General features: G+C 36.0%; 9 protein-coding genes. 8 read left to right on the top strand and 1 reads right to left on the bottom strand.

Features of this window, described 5'->3' with window-relative positions; translation table 11 throughout:
• Positions 1-68 precede the first annotated feature (68 nt).
• From RB618_RS17085 to RB618_RS17050, 8 genes are all read left to right on the top strand, one after another.
• The gene (locus RB618_RS17085; RefSeq protein ID WP_308069848.1) at positions 69-884 is read left to right on the top strand and encodes a DUF1338 domain-containing protein; all 816 of its coding nucleotides are present in this window, start codon (positions 69-71) and stop codon (positions 882-884) included.
• 56 nt (positions 885-940) lie between these two features.
• Positions 941-2,494 (top strand): aldehyde dehydrogenase family protein, encoded by a 1,554-nt coding sequence (locus RB618_RS17080; protein WP_308069902.1) that lies wholly within the window; start codon positions 941-943, stop codon positions 2,492-2,494.
• Between the two features lie 169 nt (positions 2,495-2,663).
• Positions 2,664-5,786, top strand: a complete 3,123-nt coding sequence (locus RB618_RS17075) for a TonB-dependent receptor (protein ID WP_308069847.1) — start codon at positions 2,664-2,666, stop codon at positions 5,784-5,786.
• 22 nt (positions 5,787-5,808) lie between these two features.
• The gene (locus tag RB618_RS17070) at positions 5,809-7,308 is read left to right on the top strand and encodes a RagB/SusD family nutrient uptake outer membrane protein (protein ID WP_308069846.1); all 1,500 of its coding nucleotides are present in this window, start codon (positions 5,809-5,811) and stop codon (positions 7,306-7,308) included.
• 137 nt (positions 7,309-7,445) lie between these two features.
• The gene (locus RB618_RS17065) at positions 7,446-9,452 is read left to right on the top strand and encodes a trehalase family glycosidase (RefSeq protein ID WP_308069845.1); all 2,007 of its coding nucleotides are present in this window, start codon (positions 7,446-7,448) and stop codon (positions 9,450-9,452) included.
• A 192-nt stretch (positions 9,453-9,644) separates the two neighbouring features.
• Entirely contained in the window at positions 9,645-11,780 is a 2,136-nt protein-coding gene (locus RB618_RS17060; RefSeq protein WP_308069844.1) for a beta-galactosidase, read from the top strand.
• A gap of 201 nt (positions 11,781-11,981) precedes the next feature.
• Positions 11,982-14,279, top strand: coding sequence for an aminotransferase class III-fold pyridoxal phosphate-dependent enzyme (locus tag RB618_RS17055; protein WP_308069843.1), 2,298 nt, complete (start codon positions 11,982-11,984; stop codon positions 14,277-14,279).
• A gap of 169 nt (positions 14,280-14,448) precedes the next feature.
• Positions 14,449-17,397 carry an FAD-linked oxidase C-terminal domain-containing protein gene (locus RB618_RS17050; RefSeq protein WP_308069842.1) on the top strand — a complete coding sequence of 983 codons (2,949 nt, stop codon included), beginning with the start codon at positions 14,449-14,451 and terminating at the stop codon, positions 17,395-17,397.
• Between the two features lie 335 nt (positions 17,398-17,732).
• On the opposite strand, the gene RB618_RS17045 is transcribed toward RB618_RS17050, so the two are convergent.
• Entirely contained in the window at positions 17,733-19,742 is a 2,010-nt protein-coding gene (locus tag RB618_RS17045; protein ID WP_308069841.1) for a hypothetical protein, read from the bottom strand.
• Positions 19,743-19,756: the final 14 nt, after the last annotated feature.

Here is a 19,756-nt window from a genome sequence, read left to right as displayed (position 1 = left end):
TAACTGTTATAATAACATCTTTATGTATATGTTTGTGTCATACTAACACTATTTTAACAAACTTAAAGATGGATAAAAATCAACTACTTACAAAACTTTGGGAGCAATATATAGATATTACCCCATCTGCTTTAAAAATACATGAACTACTAGAGGAAAAAGGCGAAGAAATAAAAAATGACCATATTGCAATTCGTACTTTTAATGATAAACGTGTCAATATCGATGTATTAGAAAAAGCTTTTTTAAATGTTGGTTATCAGGCAAAAGGGGAATATAATTTTGAAAGTAAAAAATTATATGCAAAGCATTATGAAAATGCTCTTGATAAAGATGCCCCAAGAATTTTTATTTCTGAATTGGAATTGGAAAAATGTTCTGACCAATTGCAGACAACAGTTAAGCAACTTTTAGACAACTGTGATCAGAACGCATTCAATGATCCAAACTTGGTTTTGAACGGAGCAATTTGGAACGGAAATTCACAAGCCGTTTACAAATCTTTGCTAGAAGAATCTGAATATGCGGCATGGATGTACGTTTATGGTTTTAGAGCAAATCATTTCACTATAAATACGAATGCTTTAAAAGGCTTTCAGACATTAGAAGAATTAAATAACTTTTTGGAAGCTAACGGATGGGAACTTAATGCATCTGGCGGGAAAATTAAAGGAAATCCAGAACAATTATTAGAACAGTCTAGCACATTAGCAGATTTGTATAATTTAGAATTTAAAGAAGGAACACTAAAAGTGCCATCTTGTTATTATGAATTTGCTCTTCGTTATCCAATGGCAAATGGCGAATTATACCAAGGTTTTGTAGCATCATCGGCAGATAAGATTTTTGAAAGCACGGATGTAAAGTTGCAAAAGACTTTATAGGAAGTCAGTTTTAACCAAAAATACGCCTTGACATAAACAAGATTAAAAAATTCATGATGGTAATTGAAGAATTAGAATTTACAATACAAGAAGCTTTAAAAGAATTAAATATAAAGGAAATCAATGACGGAACTTCTACTGGACAGAATAATTTTTCTAGCGGAGAAATTTTAGAAAGCTATTCTCCTGTTGATGGGAAGCAAATTGGTAAAGTAAAAACCGCAACAGAAGCAGATTATGAAAAAGTGATGGCTTCAGCTCATGCTGCTTTTAGAGAATTCAGATTGATGCCTGCTCCACAGCGTGGCGAAATTGTACGCCAGTTTGGAGAAAAATTACGTAAAAACAAGAAAGCATTAGGAAAACTGGTTTCGTACGAAATGGGTAAATCATTGCAAGAAGGTTACGGTGAGGTTCAGGAAATGATCGATATCTGTGATTTTGCTGTTGGACTTTCACGTCAGTTGCATGGATTAACGATGCATTCTGAAAGACCTGGGCACCGTATGTACGAGCAGTATCATCCTTTGGGAATTGTTGGCATTATTTCGGCATTTAATTTTCCGGTAGCGGTTTGGGCTTGGAACGCAGCTTTGGCATGGATTTGTGGAGATGTTTGCGTTTGGAAACCATCTGAAAAAACACCTCTTTGTGCAGTGGCATGTCAAAATATAATGGCCGAAGTGATAAAAGAGAATAATTTGCCTGAAGGAATTTCTTGTTTAATTAACGGTGATTACAAAATAGGAGAATTGTTAACCAATGATAAACGTATTCCTTTAATTTCTGCTACTGGTTCTACTCGAATGGGTAAAATAGTTGCGCAGGTAGTTGCAGGACGTTTAGGGAAATCATTGTTAGAACTAGGAGGCAATAATGCAATTATTGTAACGCCAGATGCAGATTTGAAAATGACAATCATAGGCGCTGTTTTTGGCGCAGTTGGTACTGCCGGACAAAGATGCACTTCTACACGACGCTTGATTATTCACGAAAGTATTTATGACAAAGTAAAAGATGCTTTGGTTGCAGCATATAAACAATTGCGGATCGGGAACCCACTAGATGAAAATAATCATGTTGGCCCTCTTATAGACAAGCAGGCAGTTGAATTGTATAATGATGCTTTAAAAAAAGTTGTAGAGCAAGGAGGCAAAATTTTGGTTGATGGCGGTGTACTTTCAGGTGATGGATATGAAAGTGGCTGTTATGTAAAACCTGCAATTGCAGAGGCTCACAATTCTTTTGAAATAGTGCAGCATGAAACTTTTGCACCTGTTTTGTATCTTTTAAAATATTCAGGAACGGTTGAAAATGCTATCGAAATGCAGAATAATGTAGCGCAAGGACTGTCTTCTGCAATTATGACAAATAATTTAAGGGAGGCTGAACTATTTTTATCAGTTACAGGCTCTGACTGCGGAATTGCAAATGTAAACATTGGAACTTCTGGTGCCGAAATTGGAGGTGCTTTTGGTGGAGAAAAAGAAACCGGTGGCGGACGAGAATCTGGATCGGATGCCTGGAAAATTTACATGAGAAGACAAACCAATACGATCAACTATACTACAAATTTGCCATTAGCGCAAGGAATAAAATTTGACTTATAAGCTAAAGAAATTTAAAGCTTGATTTAAAAAGTCTACCCAACAATTAATACCACATTTTGTCTGGTGATGTTTTGCACATCATCAGACCAATTATGTATTTATAAATCAAAAAAAACTAAAATCAAAACTAAAAGAAGAATACTAATTATTAACAAAAACCAAACCTAAAATGAAAACAAGACTAGTTAGGAGGATAAGTTTTATTCCTTTACTGTTATGCCTGTGGTTGCCAAGCATGATTTTTGCGCAGACCCAAAAAAATGTTTCAGGAAAAGTTACCGATGATAAAAATAATCCGCTGCCAGGCGTAAGTGTTTCTATCAAAGATTCAAAGTTTAATGCATCAACAGATTTCGACGGAAATTATACTTTAGAATATCCGTCAGATTTGACAAATCCAGTTATCGTTTTTTCTTACATGGGATTTACTGCAAAAAGCGAACAGATAAATAATCGTACGCAGCTTAACGTGGCCATGGAAGAAGAAACCAATAAACTGAATGAAGTGGTTATTATTGGTTACGGTTCGCAGAAAAAAAGCAACGTAACGGGAGCCATTTCTACTGTTAAAAAAGAAAGTCTCGAAACCAGAGCGACAACAAACCCAGCTGAAGCGCTTCAAGGTTTGGTTGCAGGGGTTAACGTGCAAAAAAGCGGTGGTGTTGCTGGTGCATCTGTAAGTGTAAAAATACGTGGAGTAAATACCTTTGGAGCAACAGAACCACTATATATCATTGACGGTTTTCAGGGATCTATTAATACCATAAACCCAACAAATATAGAATCGATGGAGGTTCTTAAAGATGGTGCAGCGGCTGCAATTTACGGCTCTGTTGCGGCAAATGGTGTTATTATTGTAACTACTAAAAATGGTAAGAAAGAAGGTGTAAAAGTAGATTTTAGTTCTTTTTTAAGTGTTACAAATCCATCAAAAACATTAGATATGTTAGATGCTGACGGATATCGTACTGTTCATAAAAGAATGTATGACGAATACAATAAATATGCAACTTCTCCAAAACCGCTTCCTGCATACATAACAGAGCCATCTACTGTCAATACAGATTGGCAAGACGAAGTGTTCCGTTCTGGATTTACTCAAAATTATGGTTTAGGAATTCAGGGAAGGCAAGGTGATTTTAAGTTTGCTTTATATGGTAATTACGTAAAACAAAAAGGTATTGTAATTGATAATGACTTTGGGCAGCAAACAGCTAGTGCTAGAGTTAGTTTCAAAAAATCTATTTTTGATTTCGACGGAAAAATGGCCTATATAGGATCACAAAATGCATTGCCTAATTTTCAGTTAAAAGAAGTTTACACAATGGCTCCCCTAGTTCCTGTTTATGATGAAACGCAGGAATATGGCTACGGATTGGCAGATAAAAATGGTTTGCCAGCAGGAACAAATCCTGTTGCTGAAGAACATTTTAGAAAAAGTAACGATGTCGGTCAAGATTTGACAGCAAATATTGCGGCAACAGCAAATATTGCACCATGGTTAAAATATAAATTGGCTTATTCTTACCGTGTAAAAAATAACCAGCAAACGGCTCATTTTCCGCCATACATTGCAAATCCAAAAGAAGTACATCTTTATCCAATGCAGACAGAATTGAGAACTACTTGGACCGAAGATATATTGGATAATATTATTACAATAGATAAAACTTTCGGGAAACATGTATTTGGGTTAATGCTTGGTAATACTTTCAATAGTCAGGCATCAAACTGGAATCAAGTTAGCGCTGAAGGTAAAACAACAGATTATACTGTAGAAAACGGACAACTAGTTTCAATTGACCGTCCATCAGGATTCCTTGATCCAGGTTTTGAAACAATTGGAGCAGGAAAAGGAGGAACTTACTCTGCAGATGGTTCAAAATTTAAATACAACAGAGTTTCTTTCTTCAGCAGGTTAAACTATTCTTATAATGATCGTTACTTACTGCAAGTGACAGTTAGAAAAGATGGTTCATCTAAGTTTGGACAAGACAGCCGTTGGGGAACATTCCCATCTATTGCTTTAGGATGGAAAATTGAGCAAGAAGATTTCTTTCCGAAAGATATGATTCTTTCTACTTTAAAATTGCGTGCAAGTTGGGGGCAATTGGGTAACGAAGCCGCTTTAGGATATTACTCTGCCAACACTTTGATTAAAACTGGCAATTCGTTAGGAAATGGATATGTGCAAGGAATAGGGAGCAATCCTTGGCCAGGAAGTATTGCAACTGCCTTAGAGAATAGAAATCTGCAATGGGAAACTACAGATTCTAAAAATATTGGTATAGATTATACGCTTTTAAAAGGAAAAATTAGTGGTTCGATGAACTACTATCATAATGTAACAGACAATTTATTGATTACAAAAAAACTGGCTCCTTCTGCCGGAATTGATGATCCTGTATTGAATGTTGGAAAAATCAGCAACAGCGGATTTGAATTTGAAGTGAATTATAGCGATAACATTAATGAATTCAAATACAATGCTGGGTTGAACCTAACTACACTTAAAAATAGAGTAGAGGAACTAGCAAATGACGGACAAACTATTTATGGAGAAGGATTAAAGTTTGGAGACGAACATTTTCCAACTCAAGCTCGTGTAGGTAGTCCAATTAGCGGGTTCTATTTATACAAAACAGACGGTATTTTCCAATCAGCAGAAGAAGTTGCTGCACATAACAAAGATGGTGTTTTACTGCAGCCAAATGCTCAACCAGGAGATATTCGCTTTAAAGACTTAAACGGAGACGGTGCTATTGATGAAAATGATAAAGCTTATGCAGGAACTGGATTGCCAAAGCTTGAAGTGAATTTAAGTTTGGGAGCAAGCTACAAAGGGTTTGACTTTTCTACTTTGATTGGAAGCGGATGGGGTAATAAATTATATAACGGGAATAGATATTTTTACGAATCTATGAATTCTGGTACCAATATGCTGGCTTCAACATTAAATTCATGGACACCAGAAAATCACAGTAACATACCGCGTGCGGTATTGCAAGACCCTAACGGAAACAGCCGTGAATCAGATCGTTTTCTTGAAAGCGGAGATTTTATTAGAATGCGCCAATTGCAATTTGGATATACTATTCCGAGTAGTATGTTAGGTAAAGCAAAAATCGATAAAATTAGATTTTATGTAAGTGCCGAAAACTTGTTTACCATTACAAATTATTCGGGTATCGATCCTGAATTCTCAAGAAGCAAAGTAATTGATACAGGCGTTGACCGCTTTGTTTATCCATTTACGAGATCATTTGTTTCGGGTGTTCAGTTTATATTTTAATTCTATTTAATAAGACATTATCATGAAAAAGATATTTTTAATATTATCCTCTATTGGTTTATTCACTCTAGCTAGCTGTGATGACTATTTGGATCAACAATCTCCTGATGAACTTACATCAGAGAATTTTTGGAGAAGTAAAGCTGATGCCGAATCTGCTTTGGCAGCGACTTATTCCCAATTAGAATGCGCTGTAGATGAATGGGCTTTTGCCGAAGTAAAATGGCCTGTAGAGGCTTATCGTGAAGATATAAACGAATTAGGAAGTGATGCCCTAAACTATCAAAATTGGGTAGAACTTTCTACATTTACTTATACAAACGGAAATAGCCAGTTTACTACTTATTGGAGAATTAACTACAGAGGAATTAGTAATGCCAACCAAGTTATTGATAAACTGCCACAAGTGCCAGCTGCAAAAATCACCGATGAAGATCGTAAGCAAATTGAAGCAGAAGCTCGTTTTTTGCGTGCTTATTATCACATGAAATTGATACTGAACTGGAATCAAATTTTCATTAGAAATAAATATGTTACAAAAGAAAGCGATCTAAACATTCCATTGTCAAGCCGTGCAGAAGTTTGGGATTTTATTATTAGCGAATTTAAAGCTGTAGCTGACATTTTGCCTGCAAAACAATCTTCAGATAAAACAGGACGTGCAACTAGCGGTGCTGCCAATAGTTATTTAGGATTTGCGTATTTGACAAGAGCTTATGAAGAAACAGCTCAAAAACAAACCTATTTAAACGAAGCACTTACAGCGTTTAATAAAGTGCAAGGATACGACTTGGTTAAAGATTATGTTTCTATGTTTGACGGAACTACCAAAAACACTAGAGAATCTATCTTCGAACTTCAATTCTCAGAAACTACAGCAAATGGCGCTTTTTATCGTAATGCACTTCATTACTGGATGGCAGCTGCTGAACTTGGCGGATGGGATGAAATTCTTCCGAGTGCAATGTTGGTAAATGAGTTTAAGAAAGAAGGAAAAATTGCAACCACAGGAAACTATGATTCACGTCTTTACAGTACAATTTTCTTCAAAGATCCTTACTTTAATGATGCTGACAATCCATTAGTATTAGGAACAACATACGACGATAAATTTGGAGATACAGACAAACCAGTATATCGCAAATTTATTCCAAGCACACAGGAAAAAATGGATCAGGAATTTACAGCAATCAATATTCCTTTAATGCGTTATTCAAATGTATTGCTAATGCAAGCTGAAGCTTTAAATGAATTAGGTCGACCTGGAGAAGCTATTCCGTACATCAACAAAGTTCGTGCTAGAGCAGATATGCCGGCAATGACTGGGACAACTGCAGATCAGGTAAAAGCACAAATTGAGCACGAAAGAATTTTAGAGTTTCCTCTTGAAAATTTCCGTTTTTACGATTTGCGCCGTTGGGGTAAAACCAAAGAAGCGCTTGATGCTGTTGGACGTACTGGTTTTGATGCTGCTAAGAATAACTTTTATCCAATTCCATTGACTGAATTACAAACGAATTAATTCTCAAAATGATTTAAATATTTAAAAAGAATAGCCTATATTTCTTGGCTATTCTTTTTATCTAAATATATTGGTCTTCTCAGTAAAATGGGCTGACCTATAGCTATATAACAACACAACACAAAAAACGACACAACATGAGCAAAAAGAAAATACTTTTTATTCTTTCATCCCTCTTTCTAATACAATCAGGTTGGTCTCAAAAAAGCTTTCCAAACTTAGAATCTGCTAAAAACAGCATCAATTATAAAGGAAATCCGGCAAACGCAACCGACAGAAAACCATTGGCGTTCTCTGATAAAGGAGCTTGGTTTGCATTTGGATTTTTAGAAGGTTCAAATGTTCAAGCAGGATTTTCAGGACCTTTTTTGATGACGGAACAAAATGGAGTTTGGTTAAGTCCATCATTTGTTTCGCTTGAACTAAAAGATGAAAACAAACAGGAAGTAATCAACTGGAAAAGTTCATTGGTTGCTCAAAACAGTTTCAACAGCAATTTAGAACAGCAGTTTAAAAATGACAAATTAGAAGTAAAACAGCAATTGGTGTTTTTATCAGGCCATTCGGCTTTGCAAAAAACAAGTATTACAAACAAAAGCACAAAATCAATCACTATTTTTCCTTCTTATAATGCGTCTCTTTTTTTAGATGATTTACAATTGTCTAATGAGAAAAACACTTTAAAAATTGTTTCTACAAAAAGCACTGCTGTAGGATATATTCAGTTTCTAAAATCGAATCCTGAATTTGAAATTACCAAACAAGGATACAGAGCACAGACAGAAAAACTGGTTTTAAAACCAAACGAAACCAAAGAAATTATAGTTTCTCAGAGTTTTATTTTTCCACAATATTCTTGGAAAACAGAAAATGAAACAATACAAAAAATGGTATTTACTACACTGTTAAACAACACACAAAAAGAAAAAGAGAATCAATTGGCACAATTAATTGCCAAAAAGAAAGACATTTACAAAGACCAGATCTATTCAGATTTTACTGCAAAATTGGTTCTTACTTTACAAAACAATACAAGAATCGCAGCGGAAGGATTAAAACATGGAGGTCTTTTTCCGAGTTATAATTATGAGTGGTTTCACGGTTTTTGGGCTTGGGACAGTTGGAAACATGCTGTTGCAGTGGCTAATTATGATACCGAATTAGCTAAAAATCAAATGCGCGCTTTGTTCGATTATCAGGATCCAAATGGTTTTATTCCGGATTGCATTTACAGAAATAATCTTCTTGAAGAAAACAATTATAGAAATACAAAAGCACCGCTTGCAGCTTGGGCAATTTGGAAGATTTATGAAAAAACGAAAGATGTCAATTTCATAAAAGAGTTTTACCCAAAGCTTAAATTATATCATAACTGGTGGTACAAAGAACGAGATCACGACCAAGACGGATTATGCGAATTTGGCTCAACTGATGGAACTGTGATTGCAGCAAAATGGGAAAGCGGGATGGACAATGCCGTACGTTTTGATGATAGTAAAATCCTTAAAAATGGAGAGAAAGCGTATTCGTTAGATCAGGAAAGCGTTGATTTAAATTCATTTTTATTTGCTGAGAAAAACTTTCTAAATAAAATGGCAACTGTTTTAAAATTAACTGATGAAGCAAAAAAATGGAAAGACGAAAGTGATGCATTAAAAGTGAAAATTCAAAAGCAATTTTGGGATGAAGCGACAGGCTGGTTTTATGACACGACAATTGACGGCAAGACATTGATAAAAGCAATGGGATGCGAAGGATATTGTCCGATTTGGGCAGAAGTAGCTACTGCAGAACAAGCTAAATCAGCAAAAAACAATATGATTGATCCAGCTAGTCTGAACACTTTTGTTCCTTTGCCAACATTGGCTGCCAATCATCCAAAGTTTAAACCAGAAGGCGGATATTGGAGAGGACCTATTTGGCTTGACCAAAGTTATTTTGGCATCAACGGATTAGAAAAATACGGGTATGCAAAAGAAGCAAATGAACTGGCGCATAAACTGATGCATAATGCAGAAGGTGCTTTGGATAAAGGTACTACCATAAGAGAAAACTATCAGCCCGTAACCGGAAAAGGATTAGAAGCATTTAACTTCAGCTGGTCGGCTTCACATTATTTAATGCTACTTTTAGAGGATAAATAGAAAAAAGCCTTGATTTAAACACATAGGAACATAGATCGGTAGAATTGTAATAGGAACGTTAAAAGACGTTTCACTTTTCCAAAGTAAACATAGCTATGTGTTAGAAACTAGTTTCTTTCATCTATCTTTTTTAGAAATGAAAACTATGTCTCTTTGTGTTTAATTTAACTTAATAAAAAACAATAACTAACTATGTTTAACCACAATATATCTTTCACAAGAATAATAACGGCAGGATTGCTTATTGCAGGCTGCCATTCAATGCCTGTTTTTGCCCAAAGCAAGAAAAGTACAACTACAGAGAATAAAGATCCGCAGCGATTTTTCTCCAAACCAGATTTAATGCAGATTGGAGTATATTATTATCCAGAGCAATGGCCAAGAGAACAATGGGAGCGCGATTTAAAAAATATTAAAAAATTAGGTTTTGAGTTTACGCACTTTGCTGAATTCGCGTGGACTTTTATGGAACCTGAAGAAGGAAAGTATGATTTTAAATGGCTGGATGACGCACTGGCAATTGCCGAAAAACAAGGTTTGAAAGTAATCATGTGTACGCCAACGCCAACTCCACCAGCGTGGATGGGAGAAAAGTATCCTGAAATCTATCTGGTAGATGCAAGCGGACGAAGAAGAGAACACGGTAACAGAGCCAACCAGTCTGTGTCTAATGAAAAATACAGAGAATTTGTTGCTAAAATTGTTACTGAACTTGGAAAAAGATACGGCAATAATAAAAACGTTATTGGCTGGCAGGTTGATAACGAACCAGGAGCGCCAGACGATTTTAGTCCATCAGCACAAAAAGGATTTCAGAAATGGCTTAAAGTAAAATATGGAACAATCGAAAAATTAAATGCGGAGTGGGTGGCTAGTTTCTGGAGCATTAGATACAATAATTTTGAACAGATTGCGATTCCAAATGCAGAGATTTACTTTGAAGATAAATTGAGTCCGCATGCTATTTTAGATTTTAAACGATACACAGCAGATTCTCAAGCAGAATATTTGAATTTACAAGCTGAAATACTCAGAAAGCATATCGATCCAAAACAATGGATTACGACAAATTACACCAATGTGGTTTACGGCGCAGATCCAAGAAGAACTGATAAAATGGATTTTGCAACCTATACCATGTATCCTGTAAGCGGAAGAAATCAATTAGGGGGACAAAATTTCAGAATGGGACATCCAAACAAAATTTCGGAAGCCAATGATTATTACAGATCTATAAATGGCATTACGGGAGTAATGGAAATGCAGCCGGGACAAGTAAACTGGGCAAGCATAAATCCGCAGTTATTACCAGGAACAGTTCACATGTGGATTTCTCAGGCTTTTGGCGGTGGCTGTTCTTTTACTTGTACGTACAGATACAGACATCCGCTTGGAAGCAGCGAGATGTATCATGATGGAATTGTGGGTACAGACGGAGTAACTTTAACCACGGGAGGAAAAGAGTTTGTACAATCTATTGAAGACATGAAATTGCTTCGTAAAGAATACAACCCAAAAGCAGTTATTCCGCAAGAAATAGCGAAGAGAAAAACAGGATTTTTATGGAGCCACGAGAATCTATGGGATTTAGAAAACCAAAAACAAACTGAATTTTGGAGTACTTGGAGACATAGAAATACGTATACTTCAGCAGTAAAATCAACTGGTGCACCAATGGATTTTATTACAGAAGAAAGCGATTTTTCTGCTTATCCATTTATCGTTGCGCCAGCGTATCAATTGGTTGACCAGAAACTGGTAGACAAATGGACGAAATATGTTGAAAACGGCGGAAATTTAATTCTTTCGTGCCGTACAGGACAGAAAGATAAAAATGGTCATTTCTTCGAAGCTAACTGGAGCGGACCAATCGTACCTTTAATCGGAGCAGACGTTGAGTTTTTTGATATGCTGGTTGAAGATGTAAACGGAACAATAACTGCAGGAAATAATACCTATAAATGGAACGTTTGGGCAGATGTTTTAAATCCGAAACAAGGAACTGAAGTTTTGGCTTCGTATGCAGATCAGTTTTACAAAGGCAAAGCGGCTGCGATTACCAGAAAACTTGGAAAAGGAACAGTTACCTATATCGGTGCTGAAAGTAAAGATGGAAATCTGGAAAGACAAATAGTAAGAACCGTTTATGAACGTGCAAAAGTTGTTATTCAAGATTTGCCAAAAGGCGTTTATGTAGAATGGCGCGATGGTTTTTATGTTGGTGTAAATTATACCAATGAAACGGTAAATCTGCCAATTCCTGCAGGAAGTAAAATATTAGTGGGAAAAAATCCATTAGAACCAGCTCAAGCTGTTATTTGGAGATAAAAGTTTGCCACGAATAGCAAATCTTCCTGCAAGGTTTTTAAAACCTTGTAGGTATTTAAGTATGACGCGAAAATATCGTAGAATCCTTTAAAATACCTACAAGGTCTGAAAAAAGACCTTGCAGGAAAGCGAAAAGAAATTAGTGCAAATTCGTGTAATTCGTGGCTAAAAAAAAAAGAAAAAACAATTTAATTGAATACAATGACTTTTTCAGAAACAGTTATTCAGGATTTAGTAAAAGAACATTACGGATTAAATGTAACCGTAAAGGCATTAAATGGATATGATGAATTGAATTTTCTTTTATCTGATGATAAAAATGAAAAGTACATTCTAAAAGTATCAAATGAGAGCCATTCCTTTCCATTTTTAGAAGCGCAGGCTGCCATCATGAGACATCTTGCCAAAAGTGATATTTCTGATTGTTTTCAGCATTTCTGCCTGAATAGAAAAGGAGAAGAACTGACTCAGATTGTAACAGATTCTCAAATCTATTATATTAGAATTCTAAACTTTTTAGAAGGCATTTTTTGGGTAGACGAAAAAAATAAGAATAGCGAACTGCATTACAGTTTAGGTTCATTTTTAGGCAATATGGACGCTGAGCTTGAGAATTTTTCTCATCCAGCAATGCATCGCAATTATACTTGGGATATTAGCCGTGCGAGTGAAGCAGGAGATAACCTAAAGTATATTCTAAATCACGAAAGAAGACGTATAGCGGGTTATTTTTTATTGCAGTTTGATACCGAAGTATTGCCAAAATTGCACCGACTAAGACATGCCTATATTCATAATGACGCCAACGATTATAATGTTTTGGTAAAAGACAATCGTATTAGCGGTTTGATTGATTTTGGCGACATGGTATATACGGCTTTAATCAACAATTTGGCTATTGCCTGTGTGTATGCGATGCTTGATGTAGAAGATCCGTTGGCTGTAGCAGCAAAAATTGTTGAAGGATATCATAATTCGTATGCGCTTACAGAACAGGAATTAGATCTATTGTATTATCTCATTGCAGGAAGACTTTGCATCAGTGTGACACAATCTGCTTATAACGCATCGCTTGATAGTAACAACGAACATCATTTTGTAACCGAAAAACCAGCTTGGGATTTGTTGTACAAACTGATAAAAATAAACCCTATAAAAGCACAAGATGCATTTAGAAAAGCATGCGGTTTTGACGGAGTAATCAATACTAATGATTACTCAGAGCTTCTTGAAGTTAGAAAACAAAAAATAGGAAGAAATTTAAGCATTGGCTACAAAGACAAACTTAAAATCGTAAAAGGAGCTTTGCAATATTTATACGATGACAAAGGAAGAACTTTTGTTGATTGTGTAAATAATCCTTCGCATGTTGGACATTGCCATCCAGTTGTAGTAAGAAAAATGCAGCATCAAATAGCGACTTTAAATACAAATACAAGATATTTAAATGATGCCATAACCGATTATGCAGAAAAACTAACAGCAACTTTACCCGAAAAACTAAGTGTTTGCTATTTTGTAAACTCTGGAAGCGAGGCCAATGATTTGGCTATTCGTATGAGCCGTCATTTTACCAAACAGAAAGATATTATTGTATTGGATCATGCTTATCACGGAACTTCGACCGTAGCAATGGAAATGAGTCCGTATAAATTTGACAGCAAAGGAGGTTCTGGCCAAATGCCGTGGATACATAAAGCTATTAATCCAGATTTGTATCGTGGTCCTTATAAATATGGAGATGCAGCAGCAGGAGAAAAATATGCTGAAGATGTACAGCGAATTATCGAAAACTTAAAGAAAGAAGATAAAGCGCCAGCAGTTTTCATCTGTGAAACTTTATTGGGAGTTGGAGGTCAGATTCCGTTGCCAGAAAATTATTTAAAAACAGTTTACGACTACGTTCGTGCAGCAGGAGGAGTTTGTATTGCAGATGAAGTTCAGGTTGGTTTTGGAAGAATTGGAGATCATTTCTGGGGCTTCGAATTGCAAAATGTAGTGCCAGATATTGTTGTCTTAGGAAAACCAATTGGAAACGGGCATCCGCTTGCAGCTGTAATTGTAACCGAAGAGATTGCAGAAGCTTTTAATAATGGCTTGGAATACTTCAATACTTTTGGCGGTAATCCTGTTTCTATGGCTACAGGATTGGCTGTTTTAGAGGTAATTCAGGAGGAAGAAATGCAACAGCATGCTCTAGAAACTGGAAATTATTTGATGAACGGACTAAAAGGTCTAATGGCTAAATATCCTATTATCAGTGATGTTCGAGGACATGGATTATTTATTGGAGCAGAAATGGTAAAAGATAGAACTACCATGGAACCAGCTATTCCTGAAATAGATATTGTAGTCGAAAAACTGAAAGCCAAAGGTTATCTATTAAGTACTGATGGGCCTCTCCATAATGTTTTAAAAATAAAACCGCCAATGCCATTTAATAAACAAAATGCTGATGAAATGGTTGAGTTATTAGACATTGCATTAAGCGAATTATAGATTTTTTTTAACACATAGAAACATAGATTTTTATTTTGTGAGAAAGACGTTTCACTTAACATGAATGCACATAGCTATGTGTTAAGAAACGAGTTTCTTTTTTATTACCTTTTTTAAAGATAAAATCTATGTTTCTATGTGTTAAAACACTATTAAATAATAATTAAAAATGAATAATAATATCCTTCCAAAGATTTCTGCTAAACTTGCAGGTTTAGAAAAGGAATTAGAGGGCAAATTATTTTACGATCATACCATGCGTCTGCTTTACGCAACAGATGCAAGTGCTTACAAAGAAATGCCTTTGGCAGTAGCTGTTCCGAAATCGAAAGAAGATATCCAGAAAATTATTGCTTTTGCAAAAGAAAACAATAGCAGTATAATTCCTCGTGCCGCTGGAACTTCGCTGGCTGGACAAGTGGTTGGAAACGGAATTGTGGTTGATATTTCGCAAGAGTTTACCAAAATTATTTCGGTAAATCAGGAAGAAAAATCAGTTTGGGTAGAACCAGGAGTTATTCGTGATGAACTGAATCTTCATTTAAAACCATATAAACTTTTTTTTGGACCAGAAACTTCTACCAGCAATCGCTGTATGATTGGCGGAATGGTAGGAAATAATGCCTGTGGAGCAAGATCTGTTGTTTATGGATCAACCCGCGAACATGTACTCGAAATAAAAGGTTTTCTGGCAGATGGAAATGAAGTTGTTTTTGGTTCTTTGACTAATGCCGAATTTGAAGATAAATGTAACGGAATTAATGTTGTAAGCGAACTGGAACAAGCAATTTATCTGCAAGCTAAAGAGATATTATCGTCTGAATATAACCGAAATTTATTTGAAGCCAATTTTCCTAAGAAATCAATTCCGAGAAGAAATACAGGATATGCGCTAGATTTACTGGCAGACAGCAGTCCGTTTAATGATGCTGATGAAAAGTTCAATTTCTGTAAACTAATTGCAGGATCTGAAGGAACACTATTTTTTTCTACAGCTATAAAATTAAATCTGGTTGATGCTTTAAAACCCTATTCTGCTTTGGTTTGCGTTCATTTTGAAAGCATTCACGAATCTTTAAAAGCCAACATTGAAGCATTGAAATTTAATCCAGATAGTGTGGAGCTGATTGACCATTATATTCTGGAATGCACCAAAGAAAATATAGAACAAAGCAAGAATCGTTTTTTTGTGAAAGGCGATCCGCAGGCTATTTTGGCAGTCGAATTTTTAAGAGATTCACAAGAAGAAATTGACAGCATTGCCAGAGAAATGGAAGCTTTGATGCGTTCTAAAAATCTTGGATATCATTTCCCGATTGTTTATGGCGAAGACACCAATAAAGTCTGGGCATTAAGAAAAGCAGGATTGGGATTATTGTCTAATATTCCGGGTGATGCCAAAGCAGTTGCCGTAATTGAAGACACAGCGGTCGATGTAAATGATTTGCCTGATTTTATTGAAGATTTTAATGCAATCTTAAAAGAGAGAAATCTAAACTGTGTGCATTATGCACATGCAGCTACGGGTGAATTGCATCTTCGTCCGATTATAGATTTAAAAACCAAAGAAGGAACTGCACTTTTTAGAACTATTGCAACCGATATTGCCCATTTGGTTAAAAAATACAAAGGTTCGTTGAGTGGAGAACATGGCGATGGAAGGCTTCGCGGAGAGTTTATTCCGCTAATGTTGGGAGATGAAATTTATGAATTATTTGTTCAAATAAAAAAAGCTTGGGATCCGTGGGGTGTTTTTAATCCGGGGAAAATCGTGAATACGCCTCCTATGGATACAAGTCTGCGATATACAGCAGGGCAGGAGACACCAATGCCTGAAACTTATTTTGATTTTTCGGAACATAACGGAATCCTTCGCGCAGCAGAAATGTGCAACGGATCTGGCGATTGTAGAAAAACAGAGAAAAGTGGCGGTACAATGTGTCCAAGTTATATGGCAACTCGAGATGAAAAACATACCACTCGAGCGCGTGCCAATATGCTGAGAGAAACCATTACGAATTCAGCAAAAGCAAATAGGTTTGATGATGAAAATCTGTTGGAGGTTTTAGATTTATGTTTAAGCTGTAAAGGCTGTAAGTCAGAATGCCCTTCAAACGTAGATATGGCAAAACTGAAAGCCGAAACATTACAGCAGTACCATGATAAAAATGGAGTAAAATTTCGATCTAAATTGATCGGAAATACGCCAAAGGTGAACCAGTTGTTTGCTTCAGTTCCGTGGCTATATAATGTGTCTACAAAAGGAATTCTCGGAAATTGGATTAAGAAAAGCACTGGTTTTGCGGTAGAAAGACAATTGCCTTTAATGCATAAAATTACTTTTGAAAAATGGATAAAAAACTATAGTCAAACAGGAAATTTTGCAAACGGAAAGGTGTATTTGTATAATGACGAGTTTCTGAATTATTATGATGTCGAAATAGGACAGACGGCTGTCAAACTTTTAAATAAATTAGGCTATAAAGTTCTGGTTCCGGAAATTGGAATAAGCGGAAGAACGTATCTCTCAAAAGGAATGTTGAAAGAAGCGCGAGAAATTGCTGAACAGAATATTAGGGATTTTGAAACTGAAATTCCAAATGATGGCATTTTAATCGGAATTGAACCTTCGGCAATACTTTCATTTCGTGATGAATACCCCGATTTATGTCGTGGGGATTTGAAAGCAAAAGCGAAAATAGCAGCGAAAAGAACTTTCTTGATAGAAGAATTTCTTGCTCAAGAATTAGAAACTGGACGCATTACATCGGATAGTTTTACAGAACAGACAGAAAGAGTACGTATGCATGGCCATTGTTTTCAAAAAAGTTTATCGTCTTTAGTGCCGCTTAAGAAGATACTTTCATTGCCAAAGAATTATACTGTTTTAAATATTCCAAGTGGGTGTTGTGGTATGGCAGGTTCGTTTGGTTATGAAAAAGAACATTATGATATTTCTATGAAAATTGGAGAATTGGTTTTATTTCCGACAATTAGAAAAGAAGAAACAGTTACTTTAATTTCTGCATCAGGAACGAGCTGTAGACATCAAATTGCTGATGGAACTGGGCGAAAAGCATTGCATCCTGTTGAGATATTATATAAGGCTTTGAAATAAAAATGGGTTGTATTATCGTCCTAATACCCTGTAGAGGCGCACTGCAGTGCGTCTCACGCATGTTTGTCCTCAAAGATTTTCCTATTGCTGATATACTGAGCGTAGACGCACTGCGGTGCGTCTCTACAGATATACTGTATGTATAAAATAATCTGCTTAATCTGCAAGATCTGCGGAAGGCATTTTATTTATATTTTTTTCTCTCGCAGATTTAGAAGATTTAGCAGATCCTATTGGTTTAAATCTGCGAAAAAAAACTACTCGAAAAAAAAACAAACAAACCTCCAAGGCATATTTCGGAGGCTTGTTTCAAAAACAATAATTCAAAAAAAAAATTATAACTTAATATTTATCGTATTGCCATCTTTTATGACCTTATTGATTAAAAGTTTTTTACCATCAGTTATTTTTAACTTTAGATTTTTGCCAGCTCTTTCAACTGTAATATCAAAATCACGTTCAAAAGCATGAATGCGCTTTAGCTTCATAGTTGACCAAGATTTAGGAAGTCTTGGCGTAAAATCGAAACTGTGTAAGCCTGTAGGACGAATACCAAATAACCCTTCTGTAAAAATTCGGCAATACAAACCGCTTTCAGCCGAAAGATGACGTTGATCGCCTTCTGGATACGCTTCTACAGGATAAGGAACGTGATCACCCAGTAAACGTCGGTTAGAATAGTAATGCAAGAAATCAAGCGCTTTATCTGTTTCGCCAGCAGCAAGAACTCCTCTTAAAGCATACAAAGTAGAACGATCCCAGAATATTTTATCTCCAGCAACACTGGCAAGACCATCTTTAGTCCATAATCTAGGAGAAAATAAAGCATCAATAGTTCCGTCTTTTCGATCGTAAATGCCCATTGTTAGCGGCGTACAGATCCAAGCTCTTAAAACATCATTTTCTTTATAATATTTGTAGGTTTCAAAGCCTTCAACTTTAGCTCCAAAATACTTTTCAATAGCCGTTCTTAATTTTTCAGCTTCGGCTTTATATGCTTTCAACTGTGCGTCATTTTTTCCTAAAACTTTGCCTAGGTAAACAGCAGAATTTAATGCATCATAATATAAAGAAGAAGTATTTAAATTGGCTTTTCCTGCAGGAAGGCGTCCTTCTAGCTCATCAGAATCAGAAGCCACTACGCCGTCAGCATTTATTTTTCTGCGGCAATATTCTAAGCACCATTCAATTAATGGCCACAATTGTTTTGCTTCGTCTGTATTTCCTCTCGAGAGCGCGTAACGAGCAGCTCCGTAAGCAATCATAGCGCCATCTCCGCGATCTCCTGCGCCTGCCCAAATATCAGTTCCTTCAGCAACTATAGAACTCGGAATAGGTTTGTAATCTTTGTTCATAAATTTGGCAAACTGGAGATAAGCATTTAATGAAGCCTGATTTCCGTATTCATATCCTAAGTAAGGAAAAAAGGGACCAATATATTCCGCCTGATCGTTTGCCCAAATGGCAGCGTAATACGATTCTCCACCAGGACCGTGCATTGGACCTCCTTTGGTTTCAAAAATACTTTCTGTCGCTCTGATTTTCGCGAAAGCGAATTCGGTATTTAAAACCTGATCTGGTGTTTCCAAAGTCAATTTGCTCCATATTTCGCTAATCAATTCTAGGCGTTTAGTTTTTTCTTCTTCAGCATTTACAGTAGGAACTGTTTCGTTTGCTTTAACGCCTGAATAGATAACAGAAAAGCTAACCGTTTCATTTGGTTTCAGATTAAAACTTCCGTTATTAATAAGATCGGCATGTATCGTGTAACTGCCTTCAGTTCCTTTTGCTGGATCTGTAGTGTATACCGCATTCGATTTTGGAATTTCTACAATACAATTTTTATCAGAACTGTTTTTAATGGTATAGATTTCATTATAAACGGATAAAGCTGTAGAAGGAAAAAATTGTCTTGTAAGTTCAAGTTTGTCTGTCTTGCTTTTAACCAATAATGTTCCGTTAAGAGTCAATGAAACTGTTTTTTCTGCTGAAATCGGTTTGTAATTTACAGTAACAAGATCAAAAGCATCCTGCGCAAACTGACGCGTTAAACTCGCATGGGTATTATTCGGAATAGTTCTCAGCATTGGCCAAACTAAACTGCGTGTAGCATGAAATGAACCATCTGCCGCGACACCATATCTCAGAACGCAAGAGATTCTTTTACCGCTCATTTCGATATGATCATCATGCGGAATTGTACTGTTTATTTGCCAAGAAATCGAACCGTTGGTATTAATTTGCCAACGTTGATTTTCTTGCGAAAATGCTGTATTTGCAATAAAGCATAAAGCAGTAAGGACAAATAAAATGGGTTTAAGTTTTTTTCTAGAAGATATCTTCATAGTGTTTTAATTTT

This window comes from Flavobacterium sp. LHD-85 (assembly GCF_030929595.1).
Classification (GTDB): Bacteria; Bacteroidota; Bacteroidia; order Flavobacteriales; family Flavobacteriaceae; genus Flavobacterium.
Note: the sequence above shows the minus strand (reverse complement) of the source record. Positions and strands in the feature narration are given on the sequence as shown.